Below are 22,107 nucleotides of genomic sequence, written 5' to 3'. Positions count from 1 at the left end.
CTATTCAGAGATGAAGGCCGCCAGCCAGTACGGCCACGCTGCGCAGATCGCGATACCAGCGCTCGACCGGATGCTCCTGGGTAAAACCATGACCACCGAGCAGTTGCACCGCGTCGGAGCCGATCTTCATCGCCTTCTCGGCGCAGAGCAGACGCGCCAGGTAGGCCTCACGGCGAAACGGCAGGCCGGATTCTGCGCGAGCGCAGGCACGCCAGGCCAACAGACGCATGGCATCCAGTTCGATGGCGATATCGGCGACCATGAAGGCCACCCCCTGGCGATGGCTGATCGGCTCTCCGAACGCCTGGCGCTCGTTGCAGTAGGTGGTCACATAATCCAATGCCGCCTGCGCCGTGCCCACGGCAAGGGCGCAGAACGCCAATGCCGAGTAATCGAGAAAGGCTGGGAAGTCGAAACCCTCGCCGGCCAGGCGACAGTCACCCGGCACCTTGACACCCTTCAGTTGGATACGCGCCAAACCGCAGGCTTTGAGGCCCATGCCCGGCTCAGCACGACGGTTGATGCCCTTGCTTGCCGCATCGACGATGAACAATGCAGGACCATCACTGGCCTGGGCACTGACGATCAAACGGCTAGCATCCAGCCCGGCGATCACCAATGCCTTTTCGCCATCGAGCAGGTAATGCCTGCCTCGCTTGCGAGCCCGCGTGGCGGGCTGATCAGGATCGCTCAATACCCCAGGTTCGCTCACCGCCAGCGCAAAAGGCGGAGCTCCTTCCTCGCTGACGAATGCCGGTAACCAGGCAGCCTGCTGCGCCGAACTGCCCCAGCGACGAATGCAGTTGGCGGCGGACAGTGGCACCAGCAAGGCGGCGGCCAGGGAAAAGTCCCCTTGCGCCAGGCTCTCGGCGATCAGTGCATTGCTCAAGACGGTGCGCTCGCCGGCCAGCCCGCCATGGGTCTCGCCTACGCCATAGTGAGCCAGGCCCAGCTCACGCGCCTGATTGAGCAGCGCAGCCGGCACGCTCGCCTGGGCATCGGCCTCGTGCGCAGCAGGTCGCAGCACCTCCAGCGCGAAGCCCTGGAGCATGTCCACCAGCATCTGCTGCTCATCGGACAGTGACAGATCGAACAGGTCTTCCGCTGCAGGACGCGCATCCCGCGGTTTGCCGGCCGCTCGACCGGCGGCGAAGCGGAAGCTGGCGCGACTACCGCTATAGACGAGTTTCTCGAAGGTTTTGCGCACCTTGAGCCGATCCGGCCAATCGGCCTGGGCCAGCTTGCTCAACGCGCTCAGGGCCTGGCCCTGTACATCGACGGTCATGGCATCTCACTCCACATGAGGGATGCCACCGATGATGAAGTCAGGGCCGGCGAGTGCCTATGACCTTCAAGCCGCCGCGGGACGGCAATCGGGTCAAGAGCGGATATGGGTCATAGCCCGGCCAGTCCGGCTCCATGGCAGACGAACGGCTACTTGCTGCGAATCTTCTCGACGATGGCGGTGGTGGAGCTGTTCTCCACCAGACCAAGCACGCGAACTTCGCCGCCATAGGCCTGGACGATGTCGGCACCGACCACCTGGTCGATGCCATAGTCGCCTCCCTTGACCAGCACATCCGGCTGCACCTGCTTGAGCAGACGCTCGGGCGTGTCTTCACTGAAGCTCACCACCCAGTCCACTGCCCCCAGGCCGGCCAGTACCGCCATACGGCGGTCGACGGCATTGATCGGGCGACCCGGACCTTTGAGGCGGCTGACCGAGGCATCATCGTTGATCGCCACGATCAGGCGGTCGCCCTGGGCTCGTGCCTGCTCCAGATAGGTCACGTGACCAGCGTGAAGGATATCGAAACAGCCATTGGTGAAGACAATTTTCTCGCCGTGGGCACGGGCATCCTCGATGGCGATCAGCAGTTGATCGAGGCTCAGTACGCCACGCTCGGAGCCTTCCTCGCGCTGCACGGCACGACGCAACTCCGGCGCACTGATGGCAGCCGTGCCCAGCTTACCGACGACGATGCCGGCGGCCAGGTTGGCCAGAGCAACTGCTTGCGGCAGCTCCTCACCCGCGGCGATGGATGCCGCCAGGGTAGAAATTACCGTGTCGCCGGCGCCGGTGACGTCGAACACCTCGCGGGCTCGGGCCGGCAGATGCAGCGGAGCATGCTCGGGGCGCAGCAGGGTCATGCCATGCTCGCCACGGGTAACCAGCAGCGCGCCCAACTCCAGCTCGCGCATCAGTTTGGCGCCCTTGCTGACCAGTTCGGCCTCATCAGCACAACCGCCAACTATGGCTTCGAACTCGTGAAGATTCGGCGTGATCAGGCTTGCGCCGCGGTAGATGGAAAAATCCTTGCCCTTGGGGTCGGCGAGCACCGGGATGCCCTTCTTGCGCGCAGCCTGGATCAGTTCCTGGTGATTCTGCAGAGCCCCCTTGCCGTAGTCCGACAGCACCAGCACCTTGACCCCGGAGAGCAGCGCATCGACTTCACGCGCCAACGCAGCGGTGTCGGTATTGAAGGGCTCCTCGAAGTCCATACGCAGCAACTGCTGGTGGCGGCTCATAACTCGCAGCTTGACAATGGTGGGCTGGTCGTCGAGACGCTGAAAGTGCGCTTCGACGCCAGCACCGCGCAAGCTGTCGCTCAGGCTTTCGGCCGCTTCGTCTTCGCCAGTGACACCGACCAACAGCGCGCGTGCACCGAGCGCCGCGATGTTCAGTGCCACGTTGGCAGCACCGCCGGGGCGGTCCTCGATCTGGTCGACACGCACCACGGGCACCGGGGCTTCGGGAGAAATCCGCGAGGTGCCGCCATGCCAGTAGCGATCGAGCATCACATCGCCCACCACCAGAACGGCGGCTTGGTCATAGCGGGGCATGGTCAGTTTCATGGTGGCTCCAGAAGGGGAGAAAAACGGGAAAATCATAACATGACGTACACGCCGCTCAGCGCGGGCGCACCCAGAACAGCTCGTGGCGACGCACGGCCTTGCGGTAGAACTCGTCCTCACCAGTCGTCGGCCAGCGGCGCCCGGCCAGCGCGCATTGAATCATTCGACGCAGACGCCTTTTCAAAGGCAGCGGGCCTTGCAGATCATGCTGCATGCCCAGCGCCATGGCCTTGTCCAGTTGCCGTTCGGCATCGAGTAGTGGGCTCCACAGGCGATCAGCCGGCAGCGCCACGATGGCCGGCGGCAAGGCGATACCATTGCCCGCTGGCCCCATGGGCCAGCGGTCGTTGTCATGCAGGTGGTTGGCGTAGAGCAGCAGCGTTCTGGGTTGCCAACTGCTGTGCTCACACGCTTCGAGTACGGCGCGCGTGCTGGCGACATGATCGTGATGCGGGTCCAGTTCCGGGTGCGGTGTCAGCAATACCTCGGGTCGGTAGTGATCAATGACGGCAGCCAGATCCGCGATCAGGTTGTTCCAGGTCGGTTGGCCGTCGGCATCGGCTGGCAGAGTCAGCGGATTTTGACGGCGCACAGGGCGCACATCGCTTTCCCCCGACTCACGCGAGCCAAAGGGTACTTGCGGTTGCTCGGCCATGGCGGGCAGTTGCAGGCAGTAATAGCCAAGCTGCACGCAACGCTGCTGCGGTACGCCGCCCCAGAGTGGCGCGGCCAGGCTATCCCATGCGCGCAACCGGCCTTTCAGGCGAGCAGCGGCAGCCTTGTCCAGGCCGAGGCGCTCATAGTGCTCTGCCTCGATCTCACCTTGAGTCAGGGTCACGATGGCGGTATCGGCCGAGCGGCTGTACTGACCAAAAGCTGCCAGCTCGGCATCGTCGGCATGCGGCGCGATGATCAGCATGCGCTGCGCGGTGAAATCGGGATTGCGCATGGCATGCAGGCGCAACTCACCCGCAATGCGGCAGAAACGTGGGACGATGTTCAGCCCTCGCACCGACTGCCCCGAGAGATTGAGGTAGCGGCGCCCAGCCACGCCGCGCTCAAAATCCTGGCGGTCATCACCCACCAGTACATGGGGATCGAGCCAGCGCCCGAGCCAGGTCGCCGTCAGCCGTAGTTCGAGCACCAGCGTGTCGTAGCCATTCAGATCGGCCTCGACCTGCAGCGCCCCCTGCTCGATACGTGCTGGCACGCTGAGGCAGTCATCGGGAAAGTCGTAGCGGTAATCGTCGTGCGGCGAATAGAACAGGTGATCGGCGAACCAGGCCTCGTGCGCTACCCAGCCGAGCGCCAGTAACAGAGGTGGCAGCCACCAGGCGACGAAAATACCGAGCGCCAGCAAAGTCAGCAGCGCTAGCAATAGCGCGATGCGCTTGTTGCGCCGATGCTGTTTGAGCAGCTGTTGCTTGCGTCCATTCATGGGCTTCACACCTGATAGACCGGCACCCGGTTGCACCAGCGATCCTTGTATTCACGGTCGGCGCGGCCGAAGGAATAGCGCAGCGGCTTACCCAGCGCACGCGCATGTTCCCATTCGCCTTGTGTGTTGACGAAGCTGAGCACGCTGCCGGGGCTGAACTCGCGCTGCTGCGGGTCGACCCCGCCGTTGATGTACTCCAGGCTCACCCACTGGGGGGCCTCGACGCGATACAGCACCTGGATCGCCACCGGCTCGTCGTTGAGGTAGATCAGCGAGCCGGTCATGAACTCGCGCAGCAGGCCGAACACCTCCGCCAGATGACCCTTGCCGGTGGCCTCGAAGCCCCAACGGCGCTGGAACAGGTCGGCGTAGATGCGCGCCTGTTCCTCCGGCGTCAGCTCCAGCATCGGACGGATTACTCCGCCCGCTTCTTCCAGCAAACGTTGCTCGCGGCGCTGGTTGTAGCGGAACTTCTTGCTGTACTGCTCAGGCTCACGGGCAAGCGCCAGGCCCTCGGGCTGCTCACTGACACCGATCAATTGAGCGACATTGAGCTCGGAAAGGTAGCGGGCGCAATGGCGCAGCGGAACGCGCGCATCTGCAGCCACAGGCAGAATGATCTCCGCGTTGCCCAGATCGAACAGTCCTCGCCTGCCCTGCTGTTTCAATACGTCCTTGGACAGAGCCAGGTATCGGCCCCATGTCGGTATCGCCGCCTGCAACTGGTCATCCACGAGCCAACCCAGATAGCGCACGGGGATACCGGCCAAGTCGGCCAAGCGTGCAACCACCTCGGGATGGGTTGCCACGCTTCCGCCAAAACGCGCCCAGGCATCTGCATATTCAGTAGCAGAGATCGCGGTCCAGCCGCGCTCCCGCCAGAATGGTAGACGGTTCAGCATCAGGCGCCGTGCTCGCTGCCGGAGACATCGGAGGTCTCTTCGAATTGCTTGGCATGCAGCCGCGCATAGTAGCCGTTCTGCGCAAGCAGTTCGGCATGATTGCCGCGCTCGACTATCTGCCCCTGATCCATCACCAGGATCAGGTCGGCCTTCTCGATCGTGGTCAGGCGGTGCGCGATCACCAGCGTGGTACGGCCCTGCATCACCTGGTCCAGTGCAGCCTGGATATGCCGCTCGGACTCGGTATCCAGCGCCGAAGTGGCCTCGTCGAGAATCAGCAGCGGTGCATCCTTGAGCAGCGCACGCGCAATGGCAAGGCGCTGACGCTGGCCGCCGGAGAGCAATACACCATTCTCACCGACCAGAGTGTCGTAGCCTTGAGGCATTTTCTCGATGAATTCCGCCGCATAAGCGTCACCTGCCGCCTGTTGAACGGCCTCTAGCGATGCACCAGCCAGATCACCGTAAGCGATGTTGTTGCGCACGGTGTCGTTGAACAGCGTGACATGCTGGGTCACCAGTGCGATATGGCGGCGCAGGTTGCGCAGGGTGTAATCCTCCACATCAAGGCCATCGAGCAGAATGCTGCCCTGTTCGTGGTGATAGAAACGCGGGATCAGGTTGGCAAGGGTCGACTTACCGCTACCGGAGCGACCGACCAGTGCCACCATCTGCCCTGGCTCGGCAACGAAGGAGATGTCGTTCAGCACGGGCTTTTCCGAACCTGGGTAGCTGAAGCTCAGATCACGAACCTCGAGGCGACCGCTGATGCGCTCACGCTCCTGAGTGCCGTGATCCACCTCAGGAGACTCGTCGAGCTGCTCGAAAATGCTCTCGGCACCGGCCAGGCCCTTCTGGATGGTGGAGCTGACTTCCGACAGCTGACGGATGGGTTTGGGCAGCAAGCCGGCCAGGGTGATATAGGCGACCAGATCACCAGCAGACGAGTCACCGCGCAGCCACAATACCAGGAACATCAGCACCGCCATGGCACTGTAAATAACCAGTTGCAGCGACGGGGTATAGACGGCGTTGGTCTTGACCATCTTCAGCTGCTTGAGCTTGTTCTCTTCGCTGGCCTCGAGAAAGCGCTGCTTCTCGTAGTCCTCGCCGCCGAAGCTACGTACCACACGATACCCCTGGATACTCTCCGAGGTCACATGAGTGACGTCCCCCATACTGGTCTGAATTTTCTTGCTTTGCTTGCGAAACTTCTTGCTGGTGCTGGTCACCATAAGCCCGATGACCGGCAAAATGGCCACCATTACGAGTGTCAGCTTCCAGTTCATCCACAGCAGGGTGGCGAACAGGAAGATCACCGTCATCCCTTCACGAACCACCACCTTGATCGCATCCGTGGCAGCACCCGTGACCATGGTCACGTTATAGGTGATGCGTGAAATCAGGTGACCGGAGTTGTGGTTGTCGAAATAGCGATTGGGCAGCGTCAGCAGGTTGTTGAACAGCGCGATGCGCAAGTCCTGCACCAGTCCCATGGAGACCTTGGCCAGGTAATAGTTGCCCAGAAACGAGCCAATCCCCTGCCACAAAGCGATCAGTACGATCAACAACGGCACAGCCTGCAGCAGCTTCAGGTGCGCCAGCCAGGGAGCATGCTCCAACAACCACGGAACGCCCTCGAACAGGCTGGCCTCGGGATTGGACAGTCCATCGACGAAGTACTTGAGGATGTAGCCCAGCATAGGCTGGGTGGAAGCGAAGATCAGGAAGCCGACGATGCTAAGCAGGAAAAAACCAACATACGGCTTCACGTAAGCCAGCAACCGAAGATAAATAGCGACGCTGGTAGCAGCGTTCTGCTGGGGATTTTCTGTCATATCCGCTTTCAACCGTAAAGGGGCGACAATCTTAACACTCCCGATATCATGGCCGCGCCCTTGCAAGATCGGGCATCATATGCAGCTCCGCGACAAACAAGGCCCCCCAATGTGCTGACCTTCATCCATCTTCCCAACACATCGCTTAACGAAATGACCGAGGATGCCAGCATCTTGGAGCAGGACAGCTTTGGCCCGAAGGTGTATGAGCTTAGTGATGGGAACATGCTCAAGCTCTTCCGCCGCAAGCGCCTGTTTTCGTCTGCCTTGCTGCGCCCGCAATCGTTACGCTTCTGCACAAACGCTGTAAGCCTTCATCAGCGTGGTATTCCCACGCTCACTCCATTGAAGCTTTACCAGCTGGACGATCCAGCTTGGACGGCCGTACTTTACCGGCCACTGCCGGGCAAAACGCTCTCCCAAATTTTGAAAACTGATTCGGAAGCGTGGCCAAATTTGCTCCCCAAGCTAGCGCAGTTCATCAACCATCTGCACGAGAACGGTATCTACTTTCGCTCCCTGCATTTGGGCAACATCGTACTCACGCCAGATAGCACATTGGGCCTGATCGACATAGCCGACTTGCACGTCCGCCGCGGACCACTAGGCCCTGGCAGGATTCGCCGTAACCAAGAGCACTTCGACAAGTACCTGCGCAAAGAAGGTCTTACTCTCGATAGCACTGCGCTTTGGACCCACTGCGCGCTCATTCGCAAGACTCCTTGAGCCAGCCACCTCAAGTCGTATCCCGGCGCTGATTGGCAATTAATGCCATCGGCATAAGCACCAACAGCCAGAGTTCGTCTGGATTGCCTACCAGCTTGCTGCCATCGAAATTCAGGACGATCAGCGCTACCAGAAGATATAACCCCATGGATCACTGCGTAGCCAGGCACGCCGCAACACCAACGCTACCAATGCTAGAAAAATCAGCAGTGAGACCAAGCCGCTATAAAGCCCAAGAGCTAGAAAGATATTGTGCGGATGCTGAATAGGCTGCGAACGAAGAATCGTCGCCTCGCTGACGTGCTGCATCCCACACCCTAACCACAAACCACAATCAACCCACTCGCCCACCAAAATGCGCCATAACTGCAGACGCCCCGCGTCTGCGCGGATAAAAAGCCGGGCGACCTCGGGTATCTCGCGCGCGATGAACAGAGTCAATACAGCGAGCGAAAGGACGACAACCCCCAACAACAACAAATAGCGCGCACGCCTTAACAGCAGCCAGCCGGCTAAAAGAGCCGCAATGGCCACCATACCCAATAGACCAGAACGGCTCTGTAAAACATAAGCCATGCAAAATAGCGCCAATAATGCTGCAGCGCTCAATTCCAGCCAACGTCGCTGAGCCAGCCATGTGGGCAGCGCGAGTGCAAAACAGCAGGCCAACCACATACTCGTATATATAGGGCCAGTCATTCGACCCGGCAGCCAGAGCACGCGCTGCCCAAGTGCGTAGCGGCCGGTAGTCCAATAAATAATTGCCGAGCCCAGAATATAGATGAGCAGGCCCCAGAATAGACTGCGACTGAACGTAGACGTTCTAAAAAGCCGCGGATCAACCAACTGGCTAACGAGCAAAACGAACAGAGCTACATAAAGCAAATGCTTGAAGAACTGCGGTTCCGCAGACAGAGCGCCTATCAGTAAATACCACGCACCCAATAACCCACAAACATTCAAGATAGGGGACGGCTCAACGGCGCGACCAAGCGTCCTCAAAAGCACGAACAGTGCAGGTAGTGCCAGCAGTACGTAATAGACGTTGTTGACCATCTTGCTGGTCGGCAACAGCAGGAAACTGGCGATGAACACCAACAACGCCAGTGTGAAATAACCAAAACGCTCATGCAGTTCCTTCAGACGCTGCAAGGCCGTCACAGAAATACCCCAAGAAGCACCCCAACGATGAACACTGCCAACAGACGCAGCCGCTCGCGTCTCTTGCGCTGAGTCTTCTTGGTTCGCTCCTCGGGCACACTGACGTGTTCGCCAAAGCCGGTATGCAACACAGCATCATTTTCTAGAATCAATGCATGTCGCTGTGCTGATGCGTACAAACGTGACAGGTCCTTCTCTCCGTCATATTGGGCGTAAGGTGCGTACTGCTGATAGTCCGCGAGACGGCGCAACCCTGGATTGAATGAAAAGCCCTGCCAGTCCTGCTTATGCGAACCGACCCTGTAGTAGGGAATCCCGTGAGCGACCTTACGGTCATCCTGATAGACGTAAGGGCTGTGAACCGCAAGATCATGAGCGGCACTGCGAAGCCAAACCTGTAGCGCTTGTGGCTCGGCCTCGAGCAACAGAAGAGACTCTTCGACAAAACCAGGCCGGTAGAACGCCCAATCGTCCTCACAATGGAATATCCACCGTGTGTTGACGTGTGAATAGGCAAGATCAATGGAGCGTAACTGTCCCAAACGCGGGGTATTTATGAAGAACGTCGTATGATCACGCCAGTGTTCGGGAATGCAGGCTCGGACGGCCTCATCCCCGGAGTCCTCGGTGATGAACACCTCCCGGACTGGAGCGGTATTGAAATCATCGAAGCTTGCCAGCGTCCGCTTGAGCAAATCGAAACGCCCACAACTGGTTACGACTAAAGTGATTTCACTGTCCTGGGAAAAAATCAAGTTTCAAACCTCTCGAAAACCCTGTGGAGTGATGCTCCAGGCATCCTTGCTTGCCAGCATGGCGTCGGATATCAGCGTGGACTCAGGATGAGTCGGCCAAGCATCGCATTTCCAACCAATGAAATGAAAATATGGAAACTGCCTAGCCTCATCACGCTCGTTACTCAACCTACCCTGCCGCCAGATCCAACGGCGGGGAAAGTTGAAACTGCCATCGTGCCAAGGTAATCGACCATTCGGGGTACTAAACGCCTCGACAAACTCACTCTGGCGACGCCAGGGATTACAAATATCGACAAGCCATCGTACTGGCGACGGCCAGTTCTTGTAACGTATGAATAAACGACTGAAATCCGCCTCATCAAACGCATAGTGCTCACTCGATGCGAGCTTTTTCTGCCAGTTAGGGACCTGCATGAATGCTTCGCGCATTCTGTTGCTGTTGCGCAAAACACATAGGTGCCCGGAAACTCGCCGCTCGTGAGTCGATAGCAGATCGAAACGCCGCAGCCGCTCCGCTGAGAAATACTGGCGCAGGTCGCCGTAGATCAGATCGATATCACTGAACCCCCAAAAATCGAAGCCGTCTAGCTCTCCAGCATGTACATATCCCAGAGCCGGCTTCAGGTCGCATAGCTTGTATGGGGTACTGGGTTGGAAGTCGATCCCCAGGCGTGCAGACACCTCTAGGCAATAGTCGGAGAACGTAATATGTCGGAAGCGGACGTTTTCCGGGGCATTGGCCGGCTCGCCACAATCAGTGAAGAACAACCACTGGACATCAGGGTTAGCCTGACAGCTCCTCAAGAAGAAAGGCATCCAGAAAGGCCAACGACCGAAATAAGGAATCAGGAAGAGCATGCGAGGTATGGACATACTCAGATTCCTAGGCGGTTACGTACCCGGGACAACCAGCCAGGCGCCTCAGCTGGCCGCAGCGGTGCCTGCATGGCTCGCACGATTTCAGCTCCAATTCGATCGAAGCCATAACGCGACTCAGCTAGCGCTTTTCCAGAGGCCGCGATGCGCGTGGCCCACGCAGGATTGGCGCGCAGCTCCGCCAATTTTCCACGCAGTTCGTCGACAGTGCGGTATAGGACTAGATTCTCCATATCGACGAACCCCAGTGCTGCGCTCTCCCGTTCGCCGTGATCGTAAGCCAACAGGACGCAGCCGCAGGCCATGGCCTCGAAGTTCTTGATCATGTATTCACCCATACCAACATCGGCACTAACGAAGAAGCGGATGCGATTAAGTGTGTTGAGGTAGTCATCGCCTGACTTGGTTCGCGTGACGACCAGGTTCTCAACCTGACTCAACTCATCCAGCAGCGCCTTGCGTCCGCTGTAGGCAACACTTTTTGTACTACCAACGAATCCAAGCTCTATATCGCGCTCAAGCCCTAGATCACTGAGCAGTGCCTGATCGTACCCCTTGGGAACAAACACCGCGTCATGGCCTTCAGCGCGCAACCGCTCAGTGACCTCATACCCCGAGCTGATCACACGCGCCCAAGGCAACTTCCGGTAATGCTCGCTGAACTTTCCGGTGTACTTGCACGGGATATAGTTCTGATAAGCATCGTGCTCCAGAATCACCAAATTGGGTACGCTGCGAATAAAGCCCACCTGACGAATTTCCTGCTTGAAGCGCAGGAAAAACAGAATGCGATCGTAGCGAGCAACGTCCACATGATCGCGGAAGTAACGGCGTAAATTGGCCTGTTCCTTACTTCCCAACCAGCGCATGTCGCATTCACAGTTGTTCCGAATGCCATCGTAGAGCCGATCCAGAATCGCTCTCTGCTCAGCCTGCACAAGAAACAGAACTTTCATCTAATTAACTCACCCGTTCAGTTTGTGCTGGCGCGAAGCTCACGGCAGCCCTGCCGGCTGACCTCGACTTGCCTGTAGACAGCCAGCTCTCGCGATGACAATGCCTTGAGCTGGTCGAGGAAACGCTCCGGCACATCAAGTGACAGGCGCTGCAAGACATCGACGGGTAGCTCCCACCAGGCGCTTTCCAATAGCCCGGCAATCACATGATCGGCATGTCGATATCGAACGATTCGAGCAGGCGATCCTGCAACAATGCAATATGGGGGCACATCCCGAGTCACTACAGAACGAGTGGCGACAACAGCTCCGGTGGCGATCTTGACCCCCTCAAGGATCATTGCTTCGCGACCGATCCAGACATCGTGACCAACCTCGGCGGGAGCCGCAGTGGCACTGTAATGCAACTGAGTCCCCGTATATTGCATCGGATGAGAACTGACCCAATTCAATGGATGCCCGGCCTTTTCCTGGCCAATCACCACTGCGTTACTGATTGAACAAAAACGCCCTATTTTTGAAACATTCTGCAGTTCGGAGTCACTACGGATGTAAGTCATCGCCCCAACTTGCAAGTCAGCAAAGGTTGTTTCTACCTTGCCGATGGAACAGCCCTCTTCCATACGCAATACCGCTTTCTTCGGCAAGTCGGTTACGTCGACAGACAGCTTGACGCCACGCTGGCGCAGCCAGTGCCTGTAGTACGCTACCTTCAACGCCGTGATCACGATAAATGTCCTTGGAAAATGAACTACTTCAGCAACACTGATCTCAAGTCAGCAAGCATTTGCAAACTCCAGAAGTGTTCTCTGGCTGCGGCATCGCTGAATCGTTGCGGAACATGCTCTTCGCGAGCAGAAGACGAAGGGGACGCACAATACAACAAACGCTGAGCAAGAGCGTCGTTACTCCCCAGCGGGAAACGATTGGCTGCAGCGTCCACGACCTCCCTTGCACCTCCGCAGTCACTCGCCAATACAGGCACCCCGGCCGCCATCGCCTCCAGCAATACCATACCGAAGGGCTCATGGTCGGAGCTGAGGACGAACACATCGAACGCCTTGAAGTAGCGCCGTCCATTTGGCACCTGGCCGAGGAAGCATACGGCATCACTGACGCCCAGCTCCGCCGCCAAAGCCTTGAGCTGAGCCTCCAGCCGGCCACGCCCCATGATCGCCAGCAGGCTGCCGGCAGGTAGTTGCGGCAGCGCCTGGGCGAAACCACGAATCAGCGTGGCCTGATCCTTGTCCGGATGCAGTCGACCGACATTGCCGACCACCCAGGCCTCCTGCGGCAAGCCCAGATGTTCACGGGCAGCCTCCCGAGATACCTGTTCAGCCTGCACGGCCTCGACATCGATACGGTTGTAGAGGGTTTCGATGCGCTCGACCGGCCAGCTTGGCAAGCAGGCGCGCATGTCGTCACGCACCGCGTTGGACACGCCAAGCAACGCCAGGCGCTTGCGGAAGAAGTTGGCGAATAGCTGGCGGGAGCGACGCTTGTAGTCGCCGAAGGCATGATGCACGCCGATCACCGGCAGATCGCTGCCGAGCAGCGCGACGTAGATCGGCTTGAAGCGGTGCGCAATACAAAGCGCAAAGTCGCGCGAGGCGGCAATCCGCCTAAAATCGCGGATCGCCCCAAGCTTGAGACCCCGCACCTGGGCGCTGGAATAATCGAGGAAAATCACCTCGTCGGAGGCCGAACCTTGCTCGACCTCGACGCTCGGCTTACCGGTCAGATAGACGGTGCAGACCTTGTACGACGTCCCTTGGAACAACACCGCGTATTGCCGGGCGCAATCCAGAAAGGGGCCGTCATAGCCGTGGCAGAACTGCAGAACCCAGCGCTGCGCCTGGCCGTCCGCCTGCTCAGACGCCGTCATACCAGTCCTTGCCGTCCTTGACCACGAGTACGTCTTCCATGATGAGATACTGCAGGTCCGAACCGTAGAACATGTTCAGCGCGTCGGTCGGCGAGCAGATCATCGGCTCGCCACGGCGGTTGAGCGAGGTGTTCAGCGACACACCGTTGCCGGTCAGTTTCTCCAGCTCAAGCATCAAGTCGTACCAGCGTGGATTGAAGCGGCGCTCCAACACCTGGGCACGCGAGGTGCCGTCCTCGTGCACCACTTCGCCAACGCGCTCCTTCCACTCCTCGTTGACCTCGAAGGTGAAGGTCATGAACGGGCTCGGGTGATCGACCTTGAGCATCTTCGGCGCAACGGTGTCGAGCATCGACGGGCAGAAAGGTCTCCAGCGCTCACGGAACTTGATCTGCTCATTAATGCGATCAGCAACGCCCGGTACGCTCGGACAGCCGATGATCGAGCGGCCACCGAGGGCACGCGGACCAAACTCCATGCGCCCCTGGAACCAGGCCACCGGATTGCCGTCGACCATGATCCTGGCAATGCGCTCGGGCATGTTGTCGATGCGCTTGAACACCGGCTTGTTCGGGTGTTTCGCACAGGCAGCGATGACATCCTCATTGCTGTACGAGGGGCCGAGGTAGACGTGCTCCATCTTCTCCACCGGCACGCCACGCTTGTGCGAGACGTAGGCCGCGGCACCGACAGCCGTGCCCGCGTCGCCAGAAGCCGGCTGCACGAACAGTTCCTTGACGTCATCGCGCGCGATGATCTTCTGGTTCAGCTTGACGTTCAGCGCACAGCCGCCAGCGAAAGCGATCTTGCCGGTTTCCTTGAGGATGTCGCCGAGGTAGTACTCCATCATCTGCAGCGCCAGCTTCTCGAAAAGCGCCTGCATGCTGGCCGCATAATGGATGTACGGGTCGTCGGCGATATCGCCTTCACGTTTCGGACCGAGCCACTCGATCAGCTTGGGCGAGAAGTAGTAGCCCTTGCCGTTTTCCTTGTAGCGACGGAAACCGATGACGTTGGCGTACTCGGTATTGATGATCAGCTCGCCGTTCTCGAACTTGGCAAGGCGCGAGAAATCGTACTTGGCGGCATCGCCATAGGGCGCCATGCCCATGACCTTGAACTCGCCATCGAGCATCTCGAAGCCCAGGTACTCGGTGATCGCACCATAGAGGCCGCCGAGCGAATCCGGATCGTAGAACTCCTTGATCTTGTGGATCTTGCCGTTCTCGCCGTAACCGAAGAAGGTGGTGGCGTACTCGCCCTTGCCGTCGATGCCGAGGATCGCGGTCTTCTCCTTGAAACCCGAGCAGTGATAGGCACTGGAGGCGTGCGCCAGGTGGTGTTCGACCGGCTCGATCTTGACCTTCTTCAGGTCGAAGCCGAGTTGCACCAGGCACCACTCGATACGCTTCTTGTAGCGCTTGTAGCGACGGTTGCCGAACAGGATCGCATCCAAGGCACGATCCGGCGCGTAGGCGTAGCGCTTGGCGTACTGCCAGCGGGCCTTCTCGAAGATGCTGATGGGGGCGAAGGGAATCGCCACCACGTCGACGTCCGACGGTTTGATCCCGGCTTGTTCCAGGCAGAACTTGGCCGACTCGTAGGGCATGCGGTTCTTCGCGTGCTTGTCGCGCACGAAGCGCTCCTCTTCCACGGCCGCGATCAGCTTGCCGTCGATATACAGCGCGGCGGACGGATCGTGACTGAGGGCGCCGGACAGGCCGAGAATGGTCAGTGCCACAGGTTTGAGCCTCTAATTCGGGCAGGTGCCGGGCACCTGCGGTAAACGTTGGTCGAGCAACTGGTGCAGGGCAGAGTCCGCCGGCCAGTTGCGCAGAAAACGGGCGCGGTCGCGGGCATAGGCCCGAGCGAAACTACGCGTACTGCGATGCTGGCACATGGCGTCGAGGTCGATCAGCGACCAGGCGCCCTGCGCGTCATCCCAGAACAGGTTGTGCCCCTTGAAATCACCGTGACTGATGCGTTCGCGCAATAAGGCAGCGAACAATCGATCCAGGGCCAGAAGCTCGGTTTCCGGGGGTGTTGCCTGCAGGTATGCCTCAAAACGCGCGATTATATCCTGCCCGCCGCAATAGTCGGTAATCAGGTAGGCACGCCCTCGCAGCCAGCACCAGCGCTGCTCGATCACGGCAAGCGGCGTTGGCGTAGTGATGCCCAGCAGTTGCAGGCGATTGCCTTCACGCCAGCTATGCCAGGCGCGACTGGGCCGCCAGAAGCGCTTGAGCCAGTGCAGCAGGTTCTTCACGTTGTAACGCTTGACCACCAGTGGGCGCCCGTCGAGCTCCACGCGCGCGACGGTAGCGGCGCCACCGGTCTTATAGATATGTCCAGCGTCGATCCGAGCATTGAGATCGCTCAACAGCGGCTGCAATGCTGGCTCAGCTTCGCGGCGTACCACGCGAAGGCCAAAAGCGCCAATACATGCGGCGAACAGGCTACAGTCACGCGCGACCTTCCTCAGGTAGTCACGTAGACGCCAACGGCGCACCTTGGATATCTCGGCCTGCAGCATTTCCAGTGGCAATGCATGCTCGCCATTGGCCAGCAGATAATGAATCAGTAGCTCTTCGAGAAAGGGATCCAGCTCGGCCGGTAACTGAGCGAAGAACACCCCGAGGTTTTCCAGCACATGCGCACGGGACAGCGGCTGTCCTGGCGTCTCGTAGCGCACGCCGCCGCCGTCGATCAGATACAGACGGCCTTCGTGCCGCAGCAGGTTGTCCAGATGCAGGTCGGACTGCCACAAGCCCTGAGCATGCATTTGCCCGATCGCACCCAGCGCCTCGGCCAGCACCGCCTGTTGCGCATCGCTTAGCAGCGGCTCGCGCGCTGCCTGACGCCAGGCATCCCAGAGGCTCTGCGCCCCGGAGAGATAGTCGAACAGCAGCCAACCGCCCTGCCCCTCGATAAAGCCCTGGGCCAGCAGCTCGGGTGTGACCAGCCCCTGCCCGACCATCAGCTCGGCGCCCTCCAGCTCCCGCTGAAAGTGCCGTTGCGATTTGCTGCCCACCAGCAGCTTGGCCAGCACCAGCCGCTCGTGCCAACGGGCAACCGCGACATAACGCTGCCCAGGCAACACGCGCAGCAGGCGCTCCAGTATCAGCGGCTCGCCGGCAACCTCCAGCATCAACGGCAGCTCAGGCGCACGCCCAACCTGACTCAGTTCACTCAACTGCATCAGCGCGCCTCCTTGTTACGCTGGCGTGCACTGAGCATGTGCCACCATCGATCAACATCCGCTGTGTCACCAAGATAGGCGGCAAGCAGCTCGCGAAACTCGGATTCACGCCAGATCCTGGCGCGGCGCAACAGTGGTTCGAGATCCTTGATTCGGTCACGGCGCCCAAGCAGCAAAGGCCGGGTTTTCTCCAGATCGATCAATTGCGCCTCGAACGCTGCGCCCTGTTCCTGCAGGAAGATGTGCTTGGGATAGAAGCAGCCATGCATCTGTCCAGCCTGATGGAGACGTCGCGCCAGCTCTCCGCACGCACGCAGGATCGCACTGCGCTTCGGCCAGTCGAGGCTCGACCAGCGTTCCAGCCAGTGGGCAAGGTCATTCCAGCCGTCCAGGGCACGAGTCAGCAGAACAGCGCGGCGCTCACCCGGCAGCGTACGCTGCCCGAAGAACGCGGCCTGCAGCGCGGGAATCCCTCGCTCGGCATAGCGGCGGATATTGCGAAACTCACGGGCAAAGGTGGGCTCACCGAACGGGCGCAGCAGGCTACGTGTCAGGTGATTGCTTTGTCGCTTGAGATAGAAAGCGCGCTCGCCCAGTTCCAGGCGATACACCGTGCTCCAGCCGCCGCGCTCGGTGTTGGGCTCGTCCACGGCCTCCAGCTTCAGCGCCCAAAGGGCATCGAAGCTGGACAGACCGTGGCGCTCGAGCAGAGCTCGATCCTGCGCCGCGATGAAGTCACTCATTCACGTCCCTCGAAGAATTTCAGCACCTGCCGCAGGCGCGTCTTATCGCCATCACTGAGACGGCTCCGACCACGATACTGCAAATAGAAACGCAGGCGCTGCGTGCGCGACAGCACCCGCTTGGCCACCTTATCCAGGCAGGCCAGATCCTTGACGATGCGATAGCGCAGCAGCGAGCCCCACCAGAAGCTGCCGGTGGGACAGTCGATGAAGAACAGCTCTGCCTTTTCGTTAACCAGCAGATTGCGCCACTTCAGATCATTGTGGGTGAAACGATGGTCATGCATCAGTCGGGTTGCACGGGCTAACTGACGACTCACACAGTCGACCCAGGCGGCATCATGCAAACGGACATCACCCGTGTTGGCTAGCTCGGCCAGATCCAACGTACCCTCAAGCTCGCGAGTGATGAGCGCACCTCGTACAAACGCCCCATATCGACGTTCCAGGCCGTGAGCGACGATAGGGGCTGTCGGAATTCCCCATTTGGCGAAATATCTGAGATTTTGCCATTCGGCCTTTACCCGAGGCCTGCCGACATAACGTCGCAGCCCCTTGCCAGCCCCCCAATAGCGCTTGACGTAATAGCGAATACCCTTGCGCTCGATGCGGATGACTTCCGAAAGTGGATCCTTGGTCAGGCGTTCGCCTTCAATGGCGAAAACAGCCTCCAGAGACCCGAAGTCCGCAGCGAGTGCATGATATTCAGGGGCAAGAGTCCAGCTAGCCATCAGAGCGCATCCCCATAACGCTGCTTACGCTCATAGAGTTTCGCCGCCTTGCGCTCCAGCCAGGCAAGCAGGCTTGCCTCTTCACGCAGAATCTGGCGCAGGGGCCGCTGGAAGTAGGTGCGCAGGAAACGCAGCTTGTCGCGGTGGGTCAGACCGATATCCAGCGCCGAGAAATACAGAGCGGCCAGATCCTTGTCGCGCCAGCGGCGGGGTACCGTGTCTCGAACCTGGGCCCGGTGCAGATCGATGACCGATAGGTGCAGGTCGCTGGCCTGGATCGGCCGATCAGTATGCAGCAGGAAGTGGCAGATATAGCAGTCGCGATGATTGACTCCGGCGCGGTGCATCTCGCCGGTCATCTGCGCCACTCGCTCGATCAGCGCCCACTTGAGCGCCGGCTTCGGCGCCTGCTGAGCCCAATTGAGGCTGAGCTGCTCCAGGTCGACGGTCGGCGCCAGTTCCTCGGTGATGATGAACGAGTGCTGGCTGGCCGGATTGCTGCCGCGCTCGCCGTAGGCCACGGCGGTCATGGTTGGCACGCCGGCTTCGGTCAAACGCTGAATGGCCTGCCATTCCTGTCCGGCGCCCAGTACCGGGGCCTTGGCCGTGAGCAGGTTCTTGGCGATCTCGCCCCAGCCGATGCCGCGGTGGATCTTGACGAAGTAGCCACGCCCGTCGACCTCGGTACGCAGCGTACGGCGACCTTCCAGCTCGCGATAGACCTGGCCCTGCAGCGCCTCGACGGCCTCGAACGCATCGCGGCCCGCCCACAGGCTCTTGAAGGGTTCGGCGAGAATCAGCTTCACGCGCGCTTCTCCGCGAGGATCACATCGGCAGCCTTCTTCGGCATCGAATACAGGTCGGCGCTGTCGGCGTAGGCCAGGCCGTTGCGCCCCCAGAAGGCACGGCGCTCGGGATCGGCGAGCATGTCGGCCAGGGTGCGGTTGAGCTGCTCCTGCTCGAACGGGCTGGGCAGCACGCGGCCGCAATCGGCATCGGCGATGTAGTGGGCGTAGCCGCAGACATCGGTGACTAGTACCGGCAGGCCGGACACCAGCGCTTCCAGCAGCACCGTGCCGGTATTCTCGTTGTAGGCCGGATGGATCAGCAGATCGGCGCCGAGCAGAAAGCGCGGAATGTCGCTGCGCCCCTTGAGAATCTGCACCTGATCGGACAGACCCAACGCCTTGATCTGCAGCAGGAAGGGTTTGGGATCATCCTGGCCGATAGCGATCAGCCGCGTACGCTTGCGCAGCTCGCGCGGCAAGGACGCCAGCGCCTTGAGGCTGCGATCCAGGCCCTTGGTCTTGAAGCCGGAACCGATCTGCACCAGCAGCAGGTCCTCGTCGGCCAGCTTGAATTCGCGGCGGAATTCGGCGCGAATCTCGGCTGCATTGGCCGGCGCGCGGCGATCCTGGGCAATCCCCGGCGGCAGCAGGTGGAAACGCTGCAGCGGCGTCTTGTAGTGCTTGATGAACAGCGGCTGCTGTACCTCGGAGATCATCAGGATCTCGGTCTTCGATTCGGGCGCGAACACCGCGCGCTCGTAGTCGGCGAAGTGCTTGTAGCGCCCCCAGCGGCGATAGATCGGGTTGCGCAGGGTCTGCGCCTTGTCCTCGAAACAGCCGTCGGCGGCGTAGTACACGTCAAGACCCGGCATCTTGTTGAAGCCGATCACCCGGTCGACCGGATCGCGCGCCAGATCGGCCTGCAGCCAGGCCGTGAATTTCTCGTTACGGCGGTGATTGAACAGCGCCCGCACTGGCGCCACGCGCACGTCGAAGCCGCCAGGGTTTTCCCCTTCCCAGATCGGCGTGTAGACGCGAATGGCATGGCCGCGCGCCTGACACTCCAGGGCGATACGCATGAAATCGCGCTGCAGCCCGCCGAACGGGAAGTACTTGTAGAGAACGAAGGCCAGTTGCATAGCCGCTCCTTAAAGGGTGCCGGGAGGCGCCAGCAGCAGCGCCTCCAGTTCCAGGCCGACGCGCTCGGCGCCGAGGCCATCGAAGCAGGGCTTGTCACGGTCACCGCTGCCGGCGTTCGGGCCGCTGGCACACAGGTGAATCTGGCTACGACCGTAGGCGCCCACCTTGCCAGGCAGGGTCGGGCCGTAGAGAGAAATATTCGGCACATCCAGCGCCGCAGCCAGATGACCCAGCCCGGTGTCGACCGAGACGCAGGCGCTGGCGCCGGCGATCACCTTGGCTACGCCGGCCAGGTTCAGCTTGGGCAGCACGGAGGCATGGGTGAGCCCGGCGACGATGCGCTCGGCACGTGCCTTCTCCGTCTCGTTGCCCCAGGGCAGGCGCACGGCCCAGCCCAGCTCGTCCATGCGCTCGGCCAGGGCGCGCCAGTCGGATTCCGGCCAATGCTTGCTGGCCCAGGTGGTGCCATGCAGGAACACCAGATAGGGTTGTGCGGTAGCGTCCATCATCGCTGCACGGTTAAGGCCGTAGTCACCGCTACCGGACGGCAGCGAATAACCCAAGGCCTTGGCGAACAACTGGCGCACGCGCTCCAGCGCGTGCTGATCCTTGGGTACCGCATAGCGGCGATCATAGAAGCGACTGGCCAGCGGCTCACGCGCCGAATCGCGATCCAGACCGGCCACCGGCGCCGACACGTAACGCGTCAGCCAGGCGCTCTTGAGCAGGCCCTGGGCGTCGATCACCAGGTCGTAGCGGGTTTCACGCAGACGCTGCTTGAAGCGCGCCCATTCGCCACTGCGCCAGGTGCGCAGGGGGTGCTTGCGCCAGCGGCGGATGGCCACCGGAATCACCTGGGACACCGCCGGATGCCAGGCGGGAATCTCGGCGAAACCTTCTTCCACCACCCAGTCGAAACGGATGCCGGGAATGGCACGCGCAGCATCGGTCAGTGCCGGCAGGGTATGCACCACGTCGCCGAGCGACGAGGTCTTGATGATCAGCACCCGCAAATCAGTCGCCCTCGACCAGGGTCAGGGGCTCACCGACCAGTCGGTCCAGCGCCTCGATCACCGGCCGTGGCTTGAGTTCGCGCAGGCAGTTGTAGTGACCAAAGCGGCAGGTGCGCTCGAAGCAGGGGCTGCACTCCAGGCCCAGGCGAACGATCTCGACGTGATCGGCCAACGGCGGGGTGAAACCCGGCGAAGTGGAGCCATAGACCGCTACCAGCGGACGGTTCAGCGCCGCCGCCACGTGCATCAGCCCCGAGTCATTGGACACCACGGCAGTCGCCGCCGACATCAGGTCGATGGCCTCGGCCAGACTGGTCTGCCCGGACAGGTTGCTGACCTCCTCGCGCAGGCCCGGAATCAGGCGCAAGCGGATGTCCTCACCACCGGCATGGTCGTTCTTCGAGCCGAACAACCAGACCTGCCAGCCCTCACGGATCTTCACTTCGGCGACCTTGGCGTAGTGCTCGGCCGGCCAGCGCTTCGCCTCACCGAACTCCGCGCCCGGACACAGCGCCAGTACCGGACGATCAAGCTGCAGGCCGAACTTGGCCAGGGCAGCTTCACGGCTGGACTCGTCAATCTGCAAACGCGGCTGCGGATAGGGCTGAGGCAACAGAGCGCCGGGCTCATAGGCCAGCGCCATGAAACGCTCGATCATCAGCGGGTAGCGCTCTTTATCCAAGGTGCGGATATCGTTGAGCAAGCCATAGCGCATCTCACCTTTCCAGCCAGTGCGCCTGGGTATACCGGCGAACCAGGGCACCAGCGCGGACTTGAGCGAGTTGGGCAGCAGGATGGCCTGATCGTAATGACCGGCCAGCGACTTGCCGATGCGCCGGCGCGTGGCCAGATCGAGGACGCCATGACCGAGCGGCAGGCTGAGCGCGGCGCGCACTTCGGGCATGCGCTCAAGGATCGGCCGGCTCCAGTCCGGCGCCAGCACGTCGATCTCGCACGCAGGGTGGCGCTGTTTCAGGCACTGGAATAGCGTCTGCGCCATCACCATGTCGCCTACCCAGCTTGGCCCAACGATAAGTATCTTCATAGTCTTTCCAGAAACGACCGGGGAGGCTTTCGCCTCCCCGTCGAGCCTTCGA

General features: G+C 60.6%; 20 protein-coding genes. 1 reads left to right on the top strand and 19 read right to left on the bottom strand.

The window, feature by feature from the left end; genetic code table 11:
* Positions 1-4: 4 nt before the first annotated feature.
* The 5 genes from EL191_RS03430 to msbA all read right to left on the bottom strand — a co-directional run bounded on the left by EL191_RS03430 (position 5) and on the right by msbA (position 7,034).
* Positions 5-1,285 carry an acyl-CoA dehydrogenase family protein gene (locus EL191_RS03430; RefSeq protein ID WP_041976525.1) on the bottom strand — a complete coding sequence of 427 codons (1,281 nt, stop codon included), beginning with the start codon at positions 1,283-1,285 and terminating at the stop codon, positions 5-7.
* A gap of 149 nt (positions 1,286-1,434) precedes the next feature.
* Positions 1,435-2,856, bottom strand: coding sequence for a bifunctional D-glycero-beta-D-manno-heptose-7-phosphate kinase/D-glycero-beta-D-manno-heptose 1-phosphate adenylyltransferase HldE (gene hldE / locus EL191_RS03425; protein WP_041976523.1), 1,422 nt, complete (start codon positions 2,854-2,856; stop codon positions 1,435-1,437).
* 55 nt (positions 2,857-2,911) lie between these two features.
* Positions 2,912-4,294 (bottom strand): PIG-L deacetylase family protein, encoded by a 1,383-nt coding sequence (locus tag EL191_RS03420; RefSeq protein WP_041976520.1) that lies wholly within the window; start codon positions 4,292-4,294, stop codon positions 2,912-2,914.
* Positions 4,295-4,299: 5 nt separating this feature from the next.
* Complete coding sequence (locus EL191_RS03415) at positions 4,300-5,196, bottom strand: GNAT family N-acetyltransferase (protein WP_013713814.1); 897 nt, start codon at positions 5,194-5,196, stop codon at positions 4,300-4,302.
* Positions 5,196-7,034 carry a lipid A export permease/ATP-binding protein MsbA gene (gene msbA, locus EL191_RS03410; RefSeq protein ID WP_041976518.1) on the bottom strand — a complete coding sequence of 613 codons (1,839 nt, stop codon included), beginning with the start codon at positions 7,032-7,034 and terminating at the stop codon, positions 5,196-5,198. The genes EL191_RS03415 and msbA overlap by 1 nt, the downstream gene beginning before the upstream one ends.
* A 153-nt stretch (positions 7,035-7,187) precedes the next feature.
* Between msbA and EL191_RS03405 the strand changes: the two genes are divergently transcribed.
* Entirely contained in the window at positions 7,188-7,760 is a 573-nt protein-coding gene (locus tag EL191_RS03405) for a BUD32 family EKC/KEOPS complex subunit (RefSeq protein WP_041976516.1), read from the top strand.
* 126 nt (positions 7,761-7,886) lie between these two features.
* On the opposite strand, the gene EL191_RS03400 is transcribed toward EL191_RS03405, so the two are convergent.
* The 14 genes from EL191_RS03400 to waaF are packed head-to-tail and all read right to left on the bottom strand — an operon-like array spanning position 7,887 to position 22,055.
* Positions 7,887-8,912, bottom strand: coding sequence for an O-antigen ligase family protein (locus EL191_RS03400; protein WP_232005507.1), 1,026 nt, complete (start codon positions 8,910-8,912; stop codon positions 7,887-7,889).
* Between the two features lie 5 nt (positions 8,913-8,917).
* Positions 8,918-9,676: a glycosyltransferase family 2 protein gene (locus EL191_RS03395; protein ID WP_013713810.1), complete on the bottom strand. Its 759-nt coding sequence runs from the start codon at positions 9,674-9,676 to the stop codon at positions 8,918-8,920.
* A 3-nt stretch (positions 9,677-9,679) separates the two neighbouring features.
* Positions 9,680-10,552 carry a DUF6625 family protein gene (locus tag EL191_RS03390; protein ID WP_013713809.1) on the bottom strand — a complete coding sequence of 291 codons (873 nt, stop codon included), beginning with the start codon at positions 10,550-10,552 and terminating at the stop codon, positions 9,680-9,682.
* A 2-nt stretch (positions 10,553-10,554) separates the two neighbouring features.
* Positions 10,555-11,511, bottom strand: coding sequence for a glycosyltransferase family protein (locus EL191_RS03385; RefSeq protein WP_041976510.1), 957 nt, complete (start codon positions 11,509-11,511; stop codon positions 10,555-10,557).
* 17 nt (positions 11,512-11,528) lie between these two features.
* Positions 11,529-12,239, bottom strand: coding sequence for a CatB-related O-acetyltransferase (locus EL191_RS24640; RefSeq protein WP_013713807.1), 711 nt, complete (start codon positions 12,237-12,239; stop codon positions 11,529-11,531).
* 23 nt (positions 12,240-12,262) lie between these two features.
* A complete protein-coding gene (locus tag EL191_RS03375; RefSeq protein WP_041976507.1) occupies positions 12,263-13,396 on the bottom strand; it encodes a glycosyltransferase in 1,134 nt (377 codons plus the stop codon).
* Positions 13,383-15,137, bottom strand: coding sequence for a carbamoyltransferase family protein (locus tag EL191_RS03370; protein ID WP_013713805.1), 1,755 nt, complete (start codon positions 15,135-15,137; stop codon positions 13,383-13,385). The genes EL191_RS03375 and EL191_RS03370 overlap by 14 nt, the downstream gene beginning before the upstream one ends.
* A gap of 12 nt (positions 15,138-15,149) precedes the next feature.
* Positions 15,150-16,595, bottom strand: a complete 1,446-nt coding sequence (locus EL191_RS03365; RefSeq protein WP_013713804.1) for a lipopolysaccharide kinase InaA family protein — start codon at positions 16,593-16,595, stop codon at positions 15,150-15,152.
* On the bottom strand, positions 16,595-17,338 hold the full coding sequence (locus tag EL191_RS03360) for a lipopolysaccharide kinase InaA family protein (protein ID WP_041976504.1): 744 nt from the start codon (positions 17,336-17,338) through the stop codon (positions 16,595-16,597). The genes EL191_RS03365 and EL191_RS03360 overlap by 1 nt, the downstream gene beginning before the upstream one ends.
* Entirely contained in the window at positions 17,335-18,069 is a 735-nt protein-coding gene (locus tag EL191_RS03355; protein WP_041769330.1) for a lipopolysaccharide kinase InaA family protein, read from the bottom strand. Before EL191_RS03355 ends, EL191_RS03360 begins: the two co-directional genes overlap by 4 nt.
* Positions 18,069-18,875: a lipopolysaccharide core heptose(I) kinase RfaP gene (gene rfaP, locus EL191_RS03350; RefSeq protein ID WP_041976501.1), complete on the bottom strand. Its 807-nt coding sequence runs from the start codon at positions 18,873-18,875 to the stop codon at positions 18,069-18,071. The genes EL191_RS03355 and rfaP overlap by 1 nt, the downstream gene beginning before the upstream one ends.
* On the bottom strand, positions 18,872-19,996 hold the full coding sequence (locus tag EL191_RS03345; RefSeq protein ID WP_041976498.1) for a glycosyltransferase family 4 protein: 1,125 nt from the start codon (positions 19,994-19,996) through the stop codon (positions 18,872-18,874). The genes rfaP and EL191_RS03345 overlap by 4 nt, the downstream gene beginning before the upstream one ends.
* 9 nt (positions 19,997-20,005) lie before the next feature.
* A complete protein-coding gene (waaC, locus tag EL191_RS03340; RefSeq protein WP_041976496.1) occupies positions 20,006-21,010 on the bottom strand; it encodes a lipopolysaccharide heptosyltransferase I in 1,005 nt (334 codons plus the stop codon).
* A gap of 1 nt (position 21,011) precedes the next feature.
* Positions 21,012-22,055 (bottom strand): lipopolysaccharide heptosyltransferase II, encoded by a 1,044-nt coding sequence (gene waaF, locus EL191_RS03335; RefSeq protein WP_041976494.1) that lies wholly within the window; start codon positions 22,053-22,055, stop codon positions 21,012-21,014.
* Positions 22,056-22,107: the final 52 nt, after the last annotated feature.

Origin of the sequence: Pseudomonas mendocina (assembly GCF_900636545.1) — a bacterium.
In the GTDB taxonomy this organism is placed as follows: Bacteria; Pseudomonadota; Gammaproteobacteria; order Pseudomonadales; family Pseudomonadaceae; genus Aquipseudomonas; species Aquipseudomonas mendocina.
Note: the sequence above shows the minus strand (reverse complement) of the source record. Positions and strands in the feature narration are given on the sequence as shown.